We start from the raw sequence: 16,350 nt of genomic DNA, 5'->3' as shown, positions 1-16,350 counted from the left end.
AAAGGCTTTGCTTTTTGTCATTTATTCAACCCTTCAAGCGATTCAGATAGCGCAAGCTTAATCGGTTCAACAGCGAAGGTCAGTCCCTTTTCGCCGTTGTCCGCGACAACATAGCGCAGTGCGCCTTCTGTCTCTGTGTAATAACGTTTGTTTTTCCCCGCAGTAAGGAGCGACTGTAGCTTTTTCTGGCTTTGTGTTTTGGTCATCAGCGGGGTGAGTGTGCGGATCACCGCCGCCATGTATTCATGAGCTTTTGCTTTGGCGGCTTTTTGCTCTGGTCCCTGGATTGGTAGCCAGGTAATTTGAATGCTTTTGATTTTTAAAGTGCCACGCTCCAGCGCCGTAGAGGCATACAAGTTCTCGTTAATTTTACTGGCGGCGCGAGTCAGATTGGCTTTGTCGGGGCTGCTGTCGATGGCGCGAAACTCGTTCAGTGGCAGGTTGGGGTTCTGGCTGTTAAAGTTTTCTCGAAACTGGCTGATGGAGAGATCGAAGGTAGGGGCGCCAGCAAGCAGATAGGGCGCAGTGGTCGCCGTACCTGGTGTTTGTGCATGCACCGTTGTGCTAACGGCTGATGCAGAACATAAGAGAAAAAACAGCGTAAACCCTGGCTTCATCGACAGTACCTTTTGTTATGACTGGCTCCGATTAAAACGATATCTGTCTCCCTTGTCAAAAGGGTAGAATCCTGGAAAAGACAACCATCAAGGAACTTACATGACCATACAGCAATGGTTATTCTCGTTTAAAGGGCGTATTGGGCGCCGTGATTTCTGGATTTGGATTGGCCTCTGGTTCGTTGGCATGCTGGTGCTTTTCTCACTGGCAGGTAAAAACTTACTCGATATCCAGACCGCCGCGTTTTGCCTGGTGTGCTTACTTTGGCCGACCGCAGCAGTAACGGTCAAACGACTGCACGATCGCGGGCGTTCCGGCGCATGGGCATTTTTAATGATTGTAGCGTGGATGCTGCTGGCGGGTAATTGGGCGATTTTACCGGGCGTCTGGCAATGGACGGTGGGGCGTTTTGTCCCGACGTTGATTCTGGTGATGATGCTTATTGATCTTGGCGCATTTGTCGGTACGCAGGGCGAAAATAAATTTGGCAAAGATACTCTGGATGTGAAGTATAAAGCCGACAATAAATCAAGTAATTAACCTTTAATATATCTCTTATTGCTATTTTTTTCCGGGATTGTTATTTCCACGCTGGAAATGACAATGCCCGGAAAATCCTCCTCATTTCCTCACCTTAAGCAATATCAAAAAAAATGGTAATCCATAAGATCATTACTTGTTTGTTCTTCTCTTAACGGCGCATTATTCTTAAGTCGTAATCGACAGAGAGGCGAATATACAGAGGTGCCCTATGAAAGATGTCGTAGATAAATGCAGTACTAAAGGATGTGCGATTGATATCGGTACGGTGATTGATAACGACAACTGTACCAGTAAGTTTTCGCGCTTTTTTGCCACCCGCGAAGAAGCAGAGTCCTTTATGACCAAACTGAAAGAGCTTGCCGCCACTGCATCCTCTGCGGATGAAGGGGCCAGTGTGGCCTATAAGATTAAGGATCTGGAGGGGCAAGTTGAGCTTGATGCGGCCTTCACCTTCTCATGCCAGGCCGAGATGATTATTTTTGAGTTATCCCTGCGTTCGTTAGCTTGATGGAGTCGCTTTAGAAGGAGTTAAACATGGCTTATAAACACATTGGCGTGGCAATTTCCGGAAATGAAGAAGATGCCTTACTGGTGAACAAAGCCCTGGATCTCGCCAGACATAATGACGCTCACCTGACATTGATTCATATTGATGATGGCTTAAGCGAGTTGTATCCGGGCATTTACTTCCCTGCAACAGAAGATATTCTTCAACTATTGAAAGATAAGTCAGATAACAAGCTGTATAAACTGACGAAAAATATTCAGTGGCCGAAGACCAAACTGCGTATTGAACGCGGAGAAATGCCGGAAACACTGCTGGAAATTATGCAACAAGAGCAGTGCGACCTCCTTGTCTGTGGTCATCACCACTCATTTATCAACCGTTTGATGCCGGCATACCGCGGGATGATCAATAAGTTGAATGCGGACCTGCTCATCGTGCCGTTTATCGATAAGTAACCGCTTACCAGTAATGCTCCGCTGTCATGTGGCCCGGTCGACGACGTAAATGTTTCGTCATCTGCCGGGTTTCTTTTAGCAGCTGTTGCGTATCGCGCACCATTTGCGGATTACCACACAGCATCACATGACTGGTTTCTTTATCCATTGCCAGGCCAACCGCGTTTTCCAGTTCACCGCTTTCAATTAACGCCGGTATTCGCCCGGTGAGCGAACCCGCAGCCGTTTCCCGACTGACCACCGTCTGAATGCGCAGTTTCCCTTCGTAGCGTTTTTCCAGTTCTTGCATCAGCGGCAGATAGCTTAAGTCGGCGGCATATCGTGCGGCGTGAACCAGCACCAGGTTTTTGAAGCGATCTAAATCTTTGCCCAATTGCAGAATTGATAAATAAGGGCCAATCGCCGTGCCAGTCGCCAGCATCCACAGTGTTTCGCAGTCCGGCACTTCATCCAGCACAAAGAAGCCTGCCGCCTCACTAACCACTTGCACTTCATCACCCGGTTTTAGCGCCGCCAGTCGCGGGCTTAATTTGCCATCGGGAACGGTGACCAGGTAAAACTCCAGATCGGGATTATCGGGCGAGTTAACGTAGGAGTAAGCGCGCTGGACGCGTTCGCCGTCAATTTCAAGGCCAAGTTTAGTGAATTGCCCGGCGGTAAACGGAAGCACGGGAGCGTGAACGGTGAGACTAAACAGGGCGTCGGTCCAGTTCTGCACTTTAGTGACTTTGCCTGTTACCCAATCAGCCATGTTTTTCTCCTGTTTTGATTGACTTGCCTTATCTTCGTTCTCCGAACAAAAAAATTCCAGTCCCGAAGGACTGGAAGGCTCAATCGATCAAATAACTCAGAGAATGTGCACCTGCATATCCGGGTCTTTACGATCCAGATAGTGAATCGACTGAATGCGACGAATAGTGCGTGACTTACCACGGATCAGCAGCGTTTCGGTGGTGGCGATATTGCCTTTGCGGCTAATACCTTCCAGTAGATCGCCCTTGGTGATACCGGTTGCGGAAAAGATGACGTTATCGCTGCGCGCCATATCGCCCAGACGCAACACTTTACCCGCTTCGATGCCCATTGCTTTGCAGCGTGCCAGTTCCTGTTCACCAATGCGGCGATTTTCTGCGTTGTCGCCTTTAACGTCATGACGCGCCAGCAGACGGCCATTCATATCGCCATCTAACGCCCGAATCACCGCCGCAGAAACTACGCCTTCCGGCGCGCCGCCAATGCCGTACAGCACGTCAACTTCGCTGTCTGGCATACAGGTGAGAATTGAGGCCGCAACGTCGCCGTCTGGAATAGCAAATACGCGTACGCCGAGTTGCTGCATTTCTGCGATAACGGCATCGTGGCGCGGTTTCGCCAGAATCGTTACCGTCAGTTCGCTCAATGGTTTGCCGAGCGCAGCGGCAACATTGCGCAGGTTATCCGCCAACGGCAGATTCAGATCAATGGCGCCCTTGGCTCCCGGTCCGACGATCAGCTTTTCCATATACATATCTGGCGCGTTGAGGAAGCAGCCTTTATCGCCTACTGCCAGCACCGCCAGCGCGTTAGCCTGGCCCATCGCCGTCATGCGCGTGCCTTCAATCGGATCAACAGCAATATCCACTGCATCACCGCGACCAGTACCGACTTTTTCACCAATGTAGAGCATCGGTGCTTCGTCGATTTCACCTTCACCAATGACGATGGTGCCGTCAATGTTGACCTGGTTGAGCATTATGCGCATGGCGTTAACCGCTGCGCCGTCAGCGGTATTTTTATCGCCGCGTCCTAACCATTTGTAGCCAGCCAGCGCCGCAGATTCGGTGACGCGGGAAAATTCGATGGCAAGTTCTCGTCTCATAGCAAACTCTAAGCAGTAAGGAATGGCGCGAAGTGTAGCACAGGGGAGGGAGCGGATTATTGATGTGTGCGGGGGTTGCCCCCGCACGATTTCAGAGTCTGCGACATGCCGGATGCGGCGTGAACGCCTTATCCGATCTACACAAGATGGCATCGGCTCGTAGGCCTGATAAGACGCGTAAGCGTCGCATCAGGCGATCAGCATCAGGCAATCGGTTCAGGTGCCTGACATTACTCGTCGTGTTCTTCCCAGGCCATCGCGCGTTTGACCGCTTTTTTCCAGCCAGCGTAACGGTAATTACGCTCGGTGGTTTCGATGCCAGGACGGAACTCGCGTTCAATCACTGCTTTCTCTTGCAGTTCGTCGAGATTTTGCCAGAAGCCAACCGCCAGACCAGCAAGATAGGCCGCACCCAACGCAGTCACTTCGCGAACTTCCGGGCGCTCAACACGGGTACCAAGAATATCGGACTGGAACTGCATCAGGAAGTTATTCGCCACCGCGCCGCCGTCCACGCGCAGTGCGTGCAGACGAATACCGGAGTCGGCCTGCATCGCTTCCAGTACGTCACGCGTCTGATAAGCAATAGACTCCAGCGTCGCACGGATGATGTGGTTGGCGTTCACCCCACGCGTTAAGCCGAAAATGGCCCCGCGCGCATACGGATCCCAGTAGGGCGCACCCAGTCCGGTAAACGCCGGAACGACATACACACCGTTGGTGTTTTGTACTTTAGTGGCAAAGTATTCGGAATCGTAGGCGTCGTTAATCAGCTTCATTTCATCGCGCAGCCACTGAATGGAGGCGCCCGCCATAAACACCGCACCTTCCAGCGCATAGTTTACTTCTCCGCTCGGGCCGCAGGCGATGGTGGTCAGCAGACCGTTTTCTGATTTCACCGCTTTCTCGCCGGTGTTCATCAGCATAAAGCAGCCGGTACCGTAGGTATTCTTCGCCATCCCTTCTTTCACGCACAACTGGCCGAAGAGTGCCGCCTGCTGGTCGCCCGCAATCCCGGCGATCGGAATACGCGTGCCGCCTTTGCCGCCAATGTTGGTCTGACCGTACACTTCGGAAGAACGACGTACTTCTGGCAGCATCTCACGCGGGATATCCAGCGCGTCGAGCATTTTGTCGTCCCAGTCCAGAGTATGGATGTTGAACAACATGGTACGAGACGCATTAGTGTAATCAGTGACGTGAACGCGGCCCTGAGTCATTTTCCAGATAAGCCAGGTATCAACCGTACCAAACAGCAGTTCACCACGGCGTGCACGCTCGCGGGAGCCTTCCACATGGTCGAGGATCCACTTCACTTTGGTGCCAGAGAAGTACGGGTCAATCACCAGACCGGTGTTGTTACGAATGTACTCTTCCATGCCGTCACGCTTGAGATGCTCGCAAATCTCGGCGGTACGACGGCACTGCCAGACAATAGCGTTATAGATAGGCTTGCCGGTTTCTTTTTCCCAGACGATGGTGGTTTCACGCTGGTTCGTAATACCGATAGCTGCAATTTGATCGGAATTAATATCTGCTTTCGCCAGCACTTCTACCAGTGTGGAGCTTTGGGTGGCCCAGATTTCCATTGGGTCGTGTTCTACCCAGCCTGGTTTTGGGTAAATTTGCTCAAATTCGCGCTGTGACACGCTAATGATATTGGCATCGTGATCCATCACGACCGCGCGGGAGCTGGTGGTGCCCTGGTCGAGCGCAACGATATATTTTTTTTCAGTCATGTTTAATTGTCCCGTAGTCACATTACAGCGAAGCTTTTTGTTCTGAAGGAGTTGTGATCTCCTTTTCTTCCACAACACAGATATCGCAAGGCAAATGGCGGCCAATCAGTTTGCGGTAGGCGAATGCACCTACAATCGCGCCAACGATAGGGCCAAAAAGCGGCACCAGGAAGTAAGGAATGTCTCTGCCGCCGGTAAAGGCGACATTGCCCCAGCCCGCCAGCCAGGCAAAGGCTTTCGGACCGATATCACGTGCTGGGTTCATGGCAAAGCCCGTTAATGGACCCATAGATGCGCCAATGACCGCAATCAGTAGACCAATCAGCAAGGGAGCCAAAGGGCCGCGCGGTACGCCGTTACCATCGTCCGTTAACGCCAGGATCAGCCCCATCAGAATAGCGGTAATCACCATCTCAACTGCGAAGGCCTGCACAAAATTGATATGAGGATTAGGATAAGTAGAGAAAGTACCCGCCAGATCAACACTTTCGACGCTTCCGCGAACAATATGATGGGTCTGCTCGAAGTCGAAGAATAAATTGTAGTAAAGCCCGTAAACTAATGCCGCAGCGCAGAAAGCTCCGGCGACTTGTGAAACGATATAAGGAATAACCTTGCGCTTGTCGAAACAGGCAAACAGCCACAGCGCAATGGTGACAGCTGGATTAAGATGTGCGCCGGAAACCCCTGCGGTTAGATAGATGGCCATCGCCACCCCCAGCCCCCAAATAACACTGATTTCCCACTGACCAAAAGACGCGCCAGCGACTTTAAGTGCAGCAACGCAACCGACACCGAAAAAAATCAACAACCCGGTACCGAGGAATTCAGCAATGCACTGGCCTTTCAAGGTTGATGTTTGACTCATAATCGGATCCTGAAGAGTTAATGTTTGTTGTATGCGTGAAAGTCACGGACCTCCACGATGCTTGTAGGCATGCTGTAAACTTATCGTTAACGAGCGAAAACGAGAAATATCGAACTTAAAATGTGTGTGCTTCGTCATAAAATGAGCGTTATCGCGCTATTTATTTCATCTGTTTATACATGATGCATGTTTGTTAGATCATTCGCGCAACAATTTTGTTAACATTTTCGATTGGTGTGGATTATGTCACCAGGAGAAGGATGAAAAGTGTGGCAAACCGTAATCTACAAGGCGTGCCGCTGGACAGCGATGGCGCGGCTTCATACAATCGGAGCTAACTAAAATGCGCTCGTATTTATTAAGGCGTCACCGGTAATCGGGACGAGGATTTTTATCCATCAACGCCTTGCAATTCAGGAGAGGTATGACAATGTCATTAGAAGTGTTTGAGAAACTGGAAGCAAAAGTACAGCAGGCGATTGATACCATCACTCTGTTGCAGATGGAAATCGAAGAGCTGAAAGAAAAAAACAACTCACTGTCGCAGGAAGTTCAAAATGCCCAGCATCAGCGCGAAGAGCTGGAGCGTGAGAACAACCATCTGAAAGAACAGCAGAACGGCTGGCAGGAACGTCTGCAGGCCCTGCTGGGTCGTATGGAAGAGGTTTAATCTCTTCCACGCAGAGGCGCCGCAAGGCGCCTTATTTTTTACTTCAGTGTTTTTGAGCGAATGCGCATAAAAGACCTGACACAAGCACGGGACGTAATAGTGACCCCAGAAAGACTGAACTGATATATTTTCCAGCCATGCCAGGGACCCCGTACCACAGATTGCTGTGCTGAAGATGGCTAAGAAAAACAAGTAATATCTATAGTATTAATAAGATAATGCATCTCGTATCAATAATATATCAATCAGATCATTGACGGGCAGAAAGCATCATTTTCATTACTTCTTCTTGATATTCGTCCAAATAATCTGGGTCGATGGCTGCGACCAGTTGTATCAAATTAGTGTTATCCAGTAGAGTCATGAAAATAGCATGTCTAACTTTGCCATCACTCATTGTTTGCACTCCTTCCTGATAAGCGCAGGCAAATCCCTGAACATCACAAACATGCATTTCTGCAGTTCCGTTTTGAGTCGCGGTAAGTTCCTCGATTGAATGCACACCGACTTCATTTTGTGAGAAGGCAACAATAGCTAAAATAGCATGGGCATCCCGAGTCACCAGGGTTGGTCCTTGTTTTACTATATTGGCAACCCACTGTTTGCTCGGAACCGTGACGGTGATACCTGGCCCCGAGAAAGTATAATCCCATGTGCTGTGTCGTTCCCACACCGTATAGCTGCTATAGATAAGAAATAATCCCATTAACCAACAAGTGCCGCGAATAAAGCTGCGGCCGCTTCTTTTTTTTATCGTTATACAGATGATTGTGGCGATAATAAATGATAGGGCAAGTGGGTTAAAAAATACGTTAGCAAAATATAAAATCATTTCACCGGTGTTGCCAGATAAAAGGAATTTGTAGCGGAAATGGTTAACGGCTATAAGAAATAAATATAAAATTAAAAGAATAATATTTTGCATGAATACGTCCATGTATAAAAAAGGGGAATTTAATTCCCCTTTTAACGCATGGCAGAGAGTTATTCAATATCCAGCGGATCTTCAGAAAGAATAATCCCGGTATTGTCGGCATAGAGATGGTCGCCGGAGAAGAAGGTGACGCCGCCAAAATTGACGCGGACATCGCTTTCGCCAATGCCTTCGCCAGCGGCACCAACCGGAATTGCCGCCATCGCCTGGATGCCGATGTCCAGTTCTTCCAGATCATCTACCTGACGCACCGCGCCGTAAATGACCAGGCCTTCCCATTCATTTTGTACTGCCAGACGCGCCAGTTCAGCATCGACCAGTGCGCGACGAACAGAACCACCGCCATCGACGACAAGGACACGACCCCGGCCATTCTGTTCGAGCAGATCGTACAGCAACCCGTTGTCCTCGAAACATTTTACCGTGATGATTTGTCCGCCAAACGACGCCCGTCCACCAAAGTTGGAGAACAGCGGTTCCACGACGTTGACATCTTCTTGATAGATGTCACAAAGCTCGGAAGTATCGTATTTCATAGGCTTAACATTCAGTTGCTGCGAGAATTTTCAGTATATCGCGCTATGTGGGTTGTTGGCAAAATCATCAATTGTTAATTGATATTTGTCAGTTATGTAGCCCACTGGCTTAAGAATATTCCCAAAACAAACAGCAGGTTAGTTAGTAATGCTCCTTTGACGGTGCGTTCCAGCATCGGACGCATCGCCACCGGGTCCATTTCACGCATCACATAACGGGCTTGCTTCACCAGCAACGGTGCTGCCAGCAGGAACAGCCAACCCCACAGGCTATGCAGTGAAAAGAGATTAAACAGCGCCAGACACACCAGCGAGCCCATCAGCAGGCAAGCATGGTAACGACGGGCGTTCACTTCACCTAAGCGCACTACCAGTGTGTTTTTGCCATTTTCGCGGTCGCTATTGATATCGCGCAGATTGTTAATGTTGAGCACCGCCGTTGCCAGCAGACCACAGGCCGTTGCCGGAAGGATCAGCGCCGGAATCAGCGTATGCGCCTGCAAATACCAGCTGCCCATCACGCTCAACCAGCCAAAGAAAACCAGTACGGAAATATCACCCAGGCCGATATAACCATAAGGACGATTGCCCACGGTATAGGTGATAGCGGCGATAATTGATAACCCACCAAGAATCAGGAAGCCGACAAAATCCGCCAGGTTATGACACGCCACCGCGACCAGCGCCAGTCCAGAGAGGCAGATGAGCACGACGGTAATAATGAGCGCCCGTTTCATCTCTTGCTGGGTAATGACCCCTTTTTGCATGCCGCGCAGCGGTCCAATACGGTCAGGTTTGTCGCTACCTTTGACAGCATCACCGTAGTCATTGGCGAGGTTAGAGAGGATCTGTAATAGCCCGGCGGTAATGAGTGCCAGCAGAGCGACCAGCGGATCGAAGTGACCTTGCCACCATGCCAGCGCCGTCCCGACGATAATTGCAGCAAAGGCGAGGGGGAGGGTTTTAGGTCGTAAACTTTCCAGCCACGCCTGAGTTCGGCTAATTTGTTGTTCAGTCATAATACGCGCCAATAAAAATGGGGCCTTTCAGCCCCATCAAACAATGATGAAAATGATTGAACGCGATTATAGGATAAAACGGCTCAGATCTTCATCTGCCACCAACGCATCCAGATGTTTGCTCACATAATCTGCGTCAATAGTGATGGTTTGACCGCTTAAATCGCTGGCGTCGTAGGAAATCTCTTCCATCAAACGCTCCAGAACGGTATGTAAACGACGCGCACCGATGTTTTCGGTAGATTCGTTTACCTGCCATGCCGCTTCTGCAATGCGTTTGATACCGGAGTCGGTGAACTCAATACTCACGCCTTCGGTCGCCATCAGTGCTTTGTACTGCACGGTGATAGAGGCATTCGGCTCGGTCAGAATACGCTCAAAGTCGCTGGTGGTCAGGGCCTGCAGCTCAACGCGGATCGGCAGACGACCTTGCAGTTCTGGGATCAGGTCAGACGGTTTCGCAACCTGGAATGCGCCAGAAGCGATGAACAGAATGTGGTCAGTTTTGACCATCCCGTGTTTGGTGGAAACGGTGCAACCTTCTACCAGCGGCAGCAGGTCACGCTGAACACCTTCACGGGAAACGTCCGGACCGGAGGATTCGCCGCGCTTACAGATTTTGTCGATTTCGTCGATGAACACGATCCCGTGCTGTTCTACGGCGTCGATAGCGTCTTGCTTCAATTCTTCCGGATTGACCAGTTTCGCCGCTTCTTCTTCAATCAGCAGCTTCATGGCGTCTTTGATTTTCAGCTTACGCGCTTTTTGCTTCTGACCGCCCAGGTTCTGGAACATAGACTGCAGCTGACTGGTCATCTCTTCCATTCCCGGAGGCGCCATAATTTCAACGCCCATCGGTGCTGCGGCAAGATCGATCTCGATTTCTTTGTCATCGAGTTGGCCTTCACGCAGTTTTTTGCGGAATGCCTGACGGGCAGCGGAAGGTTCCTGCTGCTGCTCGGTCTGTCCCCAGTTGTTTTTAGCCGGTGGGATCAGCACGTCGAGAATACGTTCTTCTGCCAGTTCTTCAGCGCGATAACGGTTTTTCTCGATAGCTTGTACACGCACCATTTTCACTGCGGCATCGGTCAGGTCGCGGATAATAGAATCGACTTCTTTACCTACATAACCGACTTCGGTGAATTTGGTTGCTTCAACTTTGATGAACGGCGCATTCGCCAGCTTAGCCAGACGACGGGCGATTTCAGTTTTACCGACGCCGGTCGGGCCGATCATCAGAATGTTTTTCGGGGTCACTTCATGGCGCAACTCTTCGTTGAGCTGCATGCGGCGCCAGCGGTTACGCAGTGCAATCGCCACGGAACGCTTAGCGTTATCTTGGCCGATAATGTGCTTATCAAGTTCGCTGACGATTTCGCGTGGGGTCATTTCAGACATGGGAGATCCTTACGCTTTGTAGCTTAATTCTTCGATGGTATGGAAATGGTTGGTATAGATGCAAATATCGCCTGCAATATCCAACGCCTTTTCAGCAATTTCACGGGCGCTAAGTTCTGTGTTTTCTAACAGAGCGCGTGCCGCAGCCTGGGCGTAAGGGCCGCCGGAGCCGATAGCAATAAGATCGTTTTCTGGCTGTACCACGTCACCGTTACCGGTGATGATCAGCGATGCAGTTTCGTCCGCGACCGCCAACAATGCTTCAAGTTTGCGCAACATGCGATCGGTACGCCAGTCTTTTGCCAGCTCAACTGCCGCTTTAACCAGATGGCCCTGATGCATTTCCAGTTTACGTTCAAACAGTTCGAACAACGTGAAGGCATCCGCCGTGCCGCCGGCAAAGCCTGCGATCACTTTATCGTTATACAGGCGGCGAACTTTTTTAACGTTGCCTTTCATTACGGTGTTACCCAGTGTGGCCTGACCATCACCGGCGATTACTACGTGGCCATTACGGCGTACGCTTACTATAGTTGTCACGAGCAGACCCCTTGGTTAGGAATACAGAATTCAAGCCCCGCACAATTGTGCGGGGCATAATGCAAGTATAGATGGGGGAGATTTTGAGGGTTTCAACCCCCGGTGGCGAGCCGAATGCAGTTTGTATGGCCTGCCATCTTCAAACGATTGAGGGTGTTGTCAGCGTTCTCTTTGCCTTTCACCGGCCCGATGACCACACGATTCCAGCCATTGTTGGTGGTAATTTTCGAGTCAAAGCCTTCGAAAGCCAACTGCGCACGTACAGTCTCAGCCTGTTCAGCACCTTTAAATGAACCGCACTGAACCATCCAGCGACGTTCATCTTTCTTCTCCGCTGTTGGTTTCGGCGCTTCAGCCGCGCGTGCTACTGGTGCGGCCTGCTGTGGCTTCGGCTGCGAGGTTGTATGCGCAGGCGTTTGCAGCAGATCCTGGTACGGTTGCTGGGTAGAAGCCGGTTTAGACTGGCGCGGTTGCGCCTGTACCGGCGCGGCTTGCGACGTACGTGTCTGTTGCTGCCAGCTTTGCTCGGTCGTACGCGACTGCTGAGCCAGACGTTGCTGTTCCGCTAACTGCTGCGCCTGACGCTGGCGTTGCAGCGTTTGCTGGCGCTGTTCCGGCGTCTGCTCATTCCACGGGACTTCGGCAAGCTGCGTTGGTTGCTGACGCATATCAGCCTGCATTTGTTCAAGAAGCTGGCGCTGCTCCGGAGTCAGCTGATCCGGCGTTTTCACTTCGCCGCCAGCAGACGGTTCTGTTGGCGCACGCACGCCCGGCTGGCGACTTTCCAGCTCTTTAATGTAGCGCCAACGTTCTTCCGGTTTCGGAGGTAGTCCGTTTCCGGTCACTTTCTGGCTTTGCAGCGTCTCAGACTCTTCTTTCTTGTGGTGCGTAATGAAGTACAGACCCCCGATAAAGGTCACAAGAACGGCTGCAGCAATAGCGACCATTGCGGGAGAAACCGCAGGCATATTTCGTTGCTTTTTCCGTGAGGTGCTCTTTTTTCGCCGCGAAGGTGCCGGTTGGCTGCGGCGTACATAATCTCGTTGTGCCACTATCGTTTCGCTGTATTTATTCGTTCGTCAGCCCGCCATGTTACTTAAGCGGCGGGCCTTTGACCAGTCACGGAAGCCTTAAAGGTTTACTTTAAGATAACGTGCGCGTCGATCCCCGGATAATAAGCTCGCAGTCCATTAAACGTGAGCCGCTTCCGACCGTTTGCCCCTGCATTTGATCAAGCAGTAACAGCATAGCTTCCCGACCAATTTCGTAGCGCGGCTGTGCAATGGTTGTCAGCGGCGGATCGCAAAATTGCGTCAGGTCGATGTTGTCAAAACCGATTATGGAAAGGTCGTCAGGGACTTTCAGCCCCTGGCGTTTCGCCTGAGAAAGTGCGCCGAGCGCCATTACATCACTATGACAGAAGACGGCAGTTGGCGGTTGCGGAAGGTCGAGCAGCTGTTGCATGGCTTTACTTCCGGCTTCGAAGGTGAAGTCGCCCCGGGCGATATATTGCGGATCAACCATAATGCCGCAGCGACGCAGTGCCTGAACGTAGCCTTGTAGACGGTAATGACACAATGGCATCTCTTCGGGACCGGCAATACAGCCAATCAGTTTATGCCCTTGTTCATACAGATAATTTACGGCATCAAAGGCAGCGGTCAGGTTGTCGATATGAACCGTAGGCAGTTCCAGCTCTGGTGCGAATTCGTTCGCCATCACCATCGGCGGCAGATTACGTTGTTCCTCTATGCTTGCATCAAACGGCAGCCTTGAACCCAGCAGCAACATGCCATCAATTTGCTTGGTGATGATCAAGTCGATAAAGGTCTTTTCCTGCTGATTTTGGTGTGCGCAGTCGCCAATCAGTACCAGATATCCATGACTTGCCGCCGTGACTTCGATACCGCGAATAATTTCGCTAAAGAAGGGGTCGCAGATATCCGGGACAATCACCAGAATCGTTCGGGATTCATTACGCTTAGCGTTACGCCCCAGTGGCTGCGGAAAATAACCCACTTCCCGGGCCGCTTTTTCAACCCGATTACGGGTGGCCTGGGAGACTTTATCTGGATTCATTAATGCTCGGGAGACGGTCGCTGTAGAGACTTTTGCCTTCAGGGCAACGTCTTTCATGGTTGCGGCAGTTTCCTGCTTCTTCACTTTCACACTCACTCCTCGCCTGGCACGTCAGGCGTACTACATCCGTGTTTACTTCATATCGGCAACATTTTTAGCAGATAGCGCGTGAAAACGGTTACAGAATTTTCATGAAAAGTGTGATGAATATTTAATTTTTCGATCCGCCTCGCATCGTTAGCGGTTTAACCCTCAATAGGATCGACATCCAGCACCCATTTCACTTTGCGTGAATCCGGTATGGTATTGATAAGCGCCAGTGTGCCATTGATGATGTGTTGTAAACGCACGCGGGAAGGGTGCTGCAACAAGATTTGCCAGCGCCAGCGACCGCCGCGTTTAGGCGCCAGAGCCGGAACCGGGCCGAGAACCCACAATTTGTCATCCGCCAGTGGGCTGGAGAGAAGCAGATTACGCAACTGTTGCAGGAACAGCGGCGCGTGCTGATTGTTATGATCTTCCGCGCGCACAATCACGTGGCTGGTCCACGGTGGTAGTTGCATCATTCGCCGCTCGGCCAACGCCTGTTCCGCAAAAGCGTCATAACCTTTATACAGCAAGGTTTGTAAGAGAGGATGTTCCGGATGGTGCGTTTGCAGCACCACTTCGCCTTGTTTACCTGCGCGTCCGGCACGGCCTGCCACCTGGGTGTATAGCTGGGCAAAACGCTCCGCCGAGCGAAAATCGGCAGAAAACAGCGCGCCGTCCACGTCCAGTAACGCCACAAGTGTGACATCCGGAAAGTGGTGGCCTTTCGCCAGCATTTGCGTGCCAATCAAAATTCGCGCGCCGCCGCGATGCACTTCTGCCAGTTGCTGCTCCAGCGCGCCTTTACGGCTGGTGGTATCGCGGTCGATACGTGAAATGGCTACACCAGGGAAAAGCGGCGCTAACGTCTGTTCAAGTTGTTCTGTTCCCAGACCCACCGGCACCAGATGGGTAGAGCCGCAGGACGGACACTGGCGCGGTACTGGACGCTGACTGTCGCAATGATGGCAGCGCAAATGCTGCTGCGCCTGATGCAACGTGTAGTAGTGATCGCAACGTGGACATTCGGCAATCCAGCCGCAGTCGTGGCACAGCAGTGCAGGCGCAAAACCACGGCGGTTAAGAAAGAGAATGACCTGGTTATCGGCCTGCAAATGCTGGCGCATACGGGTGATTAACGCCGGAGCCAGCCCCGCCTGCACCTTCTGACCTTTTAAATCCAGTACATGTTGAATTGCCGGACGCGCATTACCCGCCCGACGTGTCAGGCGCAGCAGGCGGTATTTTTTCTGCTGCACGTTGCATAGCGTTTCGAGTGCGGGCGTTGCCGAGCCGAGAATTATCGGTATTTGCTCGCTGTGCGCGCGATATACCGCCAGGTCGCGGGCATGATAGCGCCAGCCTTCCTGCTGCTTGTAGGAACTGTCGTGCTCTTCATCGATAACAATCACACCGAGATTTTTAAACGGTGTAAACAGTGCGGAACGGGTGCCAATTACAATCGCCGCCTCGCCATTTTTCGCTTTCAGCCAGGCCGAAAGGCGCTCACTGTCATTCAGGCCGGAATGCAGAACTTCCACTGGCGCATTAAACCGTTCACGAAAACGGGCGATCGTCTGGGGTGTCAGGCCGATTTCCGGCACCATCACCAGCGCCTGCTTGCCCTGAGCGAGCACGTTTTCCAGCACGCTCAAATAAACCTCTGTTTTACCGGAACCGGTAACGCCCGCCAGCAGCCAGGCAGAAAAAGTATCCGCCGCGCTATGAATTGCGCCAACGGCGGTGGCTTGTTCGGTATTCAGCCGTAGACGTTCGCCAGTAACAGCATAGTTCGTTCGCCAGTCGCTAAATTCCGGCGTTTCGCTTGCCAGCTCGCAAAGACCTTTTTTGCGCAGCGCCTGTAGTGCGGCATCGTTGAATTCAAGTTCCGCTACCTGGTCACGCCAGATTTTCCCTTGTCGCAACGCCGCCAGCGCCTGTTGTTGCTTAGGCGAACGTTTCAGGCTGTTGATATCCACCGCCTGGCCTTGTTCGGTAGCAAACCAGTACCACATGGGCGCGTTCGCCGCAGGCCGCCCCTGGCGCAATAAAATCGGCAAGGCATGAAACAATACATCGCCAATTGGATGATGATAGTAATCCGCCGCCCAAAGCAGTAAGCGCCAGACGGAACTGGAAAAAACGGGTTCACTGTCCAGCACTTCTACTACGGTTTTCAGTTCGTTGAGCGGCAACTCGCTGACGTCGCTAACTGACACGACAATCCCGATGCGCTCCTGCTGTTTGCCAAACGGCACGCGCACGCGACACCCGGCTTTAACCGTCATGCCTTCTGGCAGGAGATAGTCAAAGGTGCGGGGAAGCGGAACGGGCAAGGCAACGTGGGCAACGGGCATAGCATCATCCTGACTTGAAATTCGGTGGAACAGTATACACATTGCGGTAGAGGAGTGCGGATCAGTTTGCATACGCTGGTTAATTTCTGTATGATTCGGCGCCTTTGATACGAAATGATCGTATTGAAACTATACTTTAAA

17 protein-coding genes are annotated in these 16,350 nt (G+C 51.5%); 4 read left to right on the top strand and 13 right to left on the bottom strand.

What is annotated here, in order from left to right; translation table 11 throughout:
• Positions 1–17 precede the first annotated feature (17 nt).
• Positions 18–617 carry a YiiQ family protein gene (locus CRI63_RS08680; protein WP_130206624.1) on the bottom strand — a complete coding sequence of 200 codons (600 nt, stop codon included), beginning with the start codon at positions 615–617 and terminating at the stop codon, positions 18–20.
• 100 nt (positions 618–717) lie between these two features.
• Between CRI63_RS08680 and CRI63_RS08675 the strand changes: the two genes are divergently transcribed.
• The 3 genes from CRI63_RS08675 (at position 718) to uspD (ending at position 2,124) form a co-directional block, all read left to right on the top strand.
• On the top strand, positions 718–1,158 hold the full coding sequence (locus CRI63_RS08675) for a DUF805 domain-containing protein (protein ID WP_064530283.1): 441 nt from the start codon (positions 718–720) through the stop codon (positions 1,156–1,158).
• A 211-nt stretch (positions 1,159–1,369) separates the two neighbouring features.
• Positions 1,370–1,669, top strand: coding sequence for a DUF406 domain-containing protein (locus tag CRI63_RS08670; RefSeq protein ID WP_032204720.1), 300 nt, complete (start codon positions 1,370–1,372; stop codon positions 1,667–1,669).
• 26 nt (positions 1,670–1,695) lie between these two features.
• A complete protein-coding gene (gene uspD / locus CRI63_RS08665) occupies positions 1,696–2,124 on the top strand; it encodes a universal stress protein UspD (RefSeq protein WP_130259284.1) in 429 nt (142 codons plus the stop codon).
• Between the two features lie 4 nt (positions 2,125–2,128).
• Here the strand turns inward: uspD and fpr are convergent, their stop codons facing one another.
• From fpr to glpF, 4 genes are all read right to left on the bottom strand, one after another.
• Entirely contained in the window at positions 2,129–2,875 is a 747-nt protein-coding gene (fpr, locus tag CRI63_RS08660) for a ferredoxin--NADP(+) reductase (RefSeq protein ID WP_130258344.1), read from the bottom strand.
• Between the two features lie 96 nt (positions 2,876–2,971).
• Positions 2,972–3,982, bottom strand: coding sequence for a class II fructose-bisphosphatase (glpX, locus tag CRI63_RS08655; protein WP_130206618.1), 1,011 nt, complete (start codon positions 3,980–3,982; stop codon positions 2,972–2,974).
• 230 nt (positions 3,983–4,212) lie between these two features.
• Entirely contained in the window at positions 4,213–5,721 is a 1,509-nt protein-coding gene (gene glpK, locus CRI63_RS08650) for a glycerol kinase GlpK (RefSeq protein ID WP_130206616.1), read from the bottom strand.
• Positions 5,722–5,743: 22 nt separating this feature from the next.
• Positions 5,744–6,589: a glycerol uptake facilitator protein GlpF gene (gene glpF / locus CRI63_RS08645; RefSeq protein WP_130206614.1), complete on the bottom strand. Its 846-nt coding sequence runs from the start codon at positions 6,587–6,589 to the stop codon at positions 5,744–5,746.
• A gap of 424 nt (positions 6,590–7,013) precedes the next feature.
• Here glpF and zapB point away from each other — a divergent pair, with 424 nt between their 5' ends.
• Entirely contained in the window at positions 7,014–7,259 is a 246-nt protein-coding gene (zapB, locus tag CRI63_RS08640) for a septal ring assembly protein ZapB (protein WP_001296623.1), read from the top strand.
• Between the two features lie 250 nt (positions 7,260–7,509).
• Here the strand turns inward: zapB and CRI63_RS08635 are convergent, their stop codons facing one another.
• The 8 genes from CRI63_RS08635 to priA all read right to left on the bottom strand — a co-directional run bounded on the left by CRI63_RS08635 (position 7,510) and on the right by priA (position 16,209).
• On the bottom strand, positions 7,510–8,184 hold the full coding sequence (locus tag CRI63_RS08635; protein ID WP_135519242.1) for a hypothetical protein: 675 nt from the start codon (positions 8,182–8,184) through the stop codon (positions 7,510–7,512).
• Between the two features lie 59 nt (positions 8,185–8,243).
• Entirely contained in the window at positions 8,244–8,729 is a 486-nt protein-coding gene (rraA, locus tag CRI63_RS08630; RefSeq protein ID WP_000872908.1) for a ribonuclease E activity regulator RraA, read from the bottom strand.
• 92 nt (positions 8,730–8,821) lie between these two features.
• Positions 8,822–9,748, bottom strand: coding sequence for a 1,4-dihydroxy-2-naphthoate polyprenyltransferase (menA, locus tag CRI63_RS08625; protein WP_135385237.1), 927 nt, complete (start codon positions 9,746–9,748; stop codon positions 8,822–8,824).
• A 66-nt stretch (positions 9,749–9,814) separates the two neighbouring features.
• The gene (hslU, locus tag CRI63_RS08620) at positions 9,815–11,146 is read right to left on the bottom strand and encodes an HslU--HslV peptidase ATPase subunit (RefSeq protein WP_135519240.1); all 1,332 of its coding nucleotides are present in this window, start codon (positions 11,144–11,146) and stop codon (positions 9,815–9,817) included.
• 9 nt (positions 11,147–11,155) lie between these two features.
• Positions 11,156–11,686 (bottom strand): ATP-dependent protease subunit HslV, encoded by a 531-nt coding sequence (gene hslV / locus CRI63_RS08615; protein ID WP_000208242.1) that lies wholly within the window; start codon positions 11,684–11,686, stop codon positions 11,156–11,158.
• A gap of 92 nt (positions 11,687–11,778) precedes the next feature.
• Positions 11,779–12,738, bottom strand: coding sequence for a cell division protein FtsN (gene ftsN / locus CRI63_RS08610; protein ID WP_130215266.1), 960 nt, complete (start codon positions 12,736–12,738; stop codon positions 11,779–11,781).
• A 91-nt stretch (positions 12,739–12,829) separates the two neighbouring features.
• Positions 12,830–13,855, bottom strand: a complete 1,026-nt coding sequence (gene cytR / locus CRI63_RS08605; protein ID WP_130215268.1) for a DNA-binding transcriptional regulator CytR — start codon at positions 13,853–13,855, stop codon at positions 12,830–12,832.
• A 155-nt stretch (positions 13,856–14,010) separates the two neighbouring features.
• Positions 14,011–16,209: a primosomal protein N' gene (gene priA, locus CRI63_RS08600; RefSeq protein WP_130206602.1), complete on the bottom strand. Its 2,199-nt coding sequence runs from the start codon at positions 16,207–16,209 to the stop codon at positions 14,011–14,013.
• Between the last annotated feature and the right edge of the window lie 141 nt (positions 16,210–16,350).

Origin of the sequence: Escherichia sp. E2661 (assembly GCF_004745185.1) — a bacterium.
In the GTDB taxonomy this organism is placed as follows: domain Bacteria; phylum Pseudomonadota; class Gammaproteobacteria; order Enterobacterales; family Enterobacteriaceae; genus Escherichia.
The sequence above is the reverse complement of the archived record's forward strand: the minus strand, read 5'-3'. Positions and strand labels throughout refer to the sequence as shown.

Coding starts and splice junctions, on each gene's coding strand:
- CRI63_RS08680 (WP_130206624.1), bottom strand. CDS start 617: ATGAAGCCAGGGTTTACGCTGTTTTTTCTCTTATGTTCTGCATCAGCC.
- CRI63_RS08675 (WP_064530283.1), top strand. CDS start 718: ATGACCATACAGCAATGGTTATTCTCGTTTAAAGGGCGTATTGGGCGC.
- CRI63_RS08670 (WP_032204720.1), top strand. CDS start 1,370: ATGAAAGATGTCGTAGATAAATGCAGTACTAAAGGATGTGCGATTGAT.
- uspD (WP_130259284.1), top strand. CDS start 1,696: ATGGCTTATAAACACATTGGCGTGGCAATTTCCGGAAATGAAGAAGAT.
- fpr (WP_130258344.1), bottom strand. CDS start 2,875: ATGGCTGATTGGGTAACAGGCAAAGTCACTAAAGTGCAGAACTGGACC.
- glpX (WP_130206618.1), bottom strand. CDS start 3,982: ATGAGACGAGAACTTGCCATCGAATTTTCCCGCGTCACCGAATCTGCG.
- glpK (WP_130206616.1), bottom strand. CDS start 5,721: ATGACTGAAAAAAAATATATCGTTGCGCTCGACCAGGGCACCACCAGC.
- glpF (WP_130206614.1), bottom strand. CDS start 6,589: ATGAGTCAAACATCAACCTTGAAAGGCCAGTGCATTGCTGAATTCCTC.
- zapB (WP_001296623.1), top strand. CDS start 7,014: ATGACAATGTCATTAGAAGTGTTTGAGAAACTGGAAGCAAAAGTACAG.
- CRI63_RS08635 (WP_135519242.1), bottom strand. CDS start 8,184: ATGCAAAATATTATTCTTTTAATTTTATATTTATTTCTTATAGCCGTT.
- rraA (WP_000872908.1), bottom strand. CDS start 8,729: ATGAAATACGATACTTCCGAGCTTTGTGACATCTATCAAGAAGATGTC.
- menA (WP_135385237.1), bottom strand. CDS start 9,748: ATGACTGAACAACAAATTAGCCGAACTCAGGCGTGGCTGGAAAGTTTA.
- hslU (WP_135519240.1), bottom strand. CDS start 11,146: ATGTCTGAAATGACCCCACGCGAAATCGTCAGCGAACTTGATAAGCAC.
- priA (WP_130206602.1), bottom strand. CDS start 16,209: ATGCCCGTTGCCCACGTTGCCTTGCCCGTTCCGCTTCCCCGCACCTTT.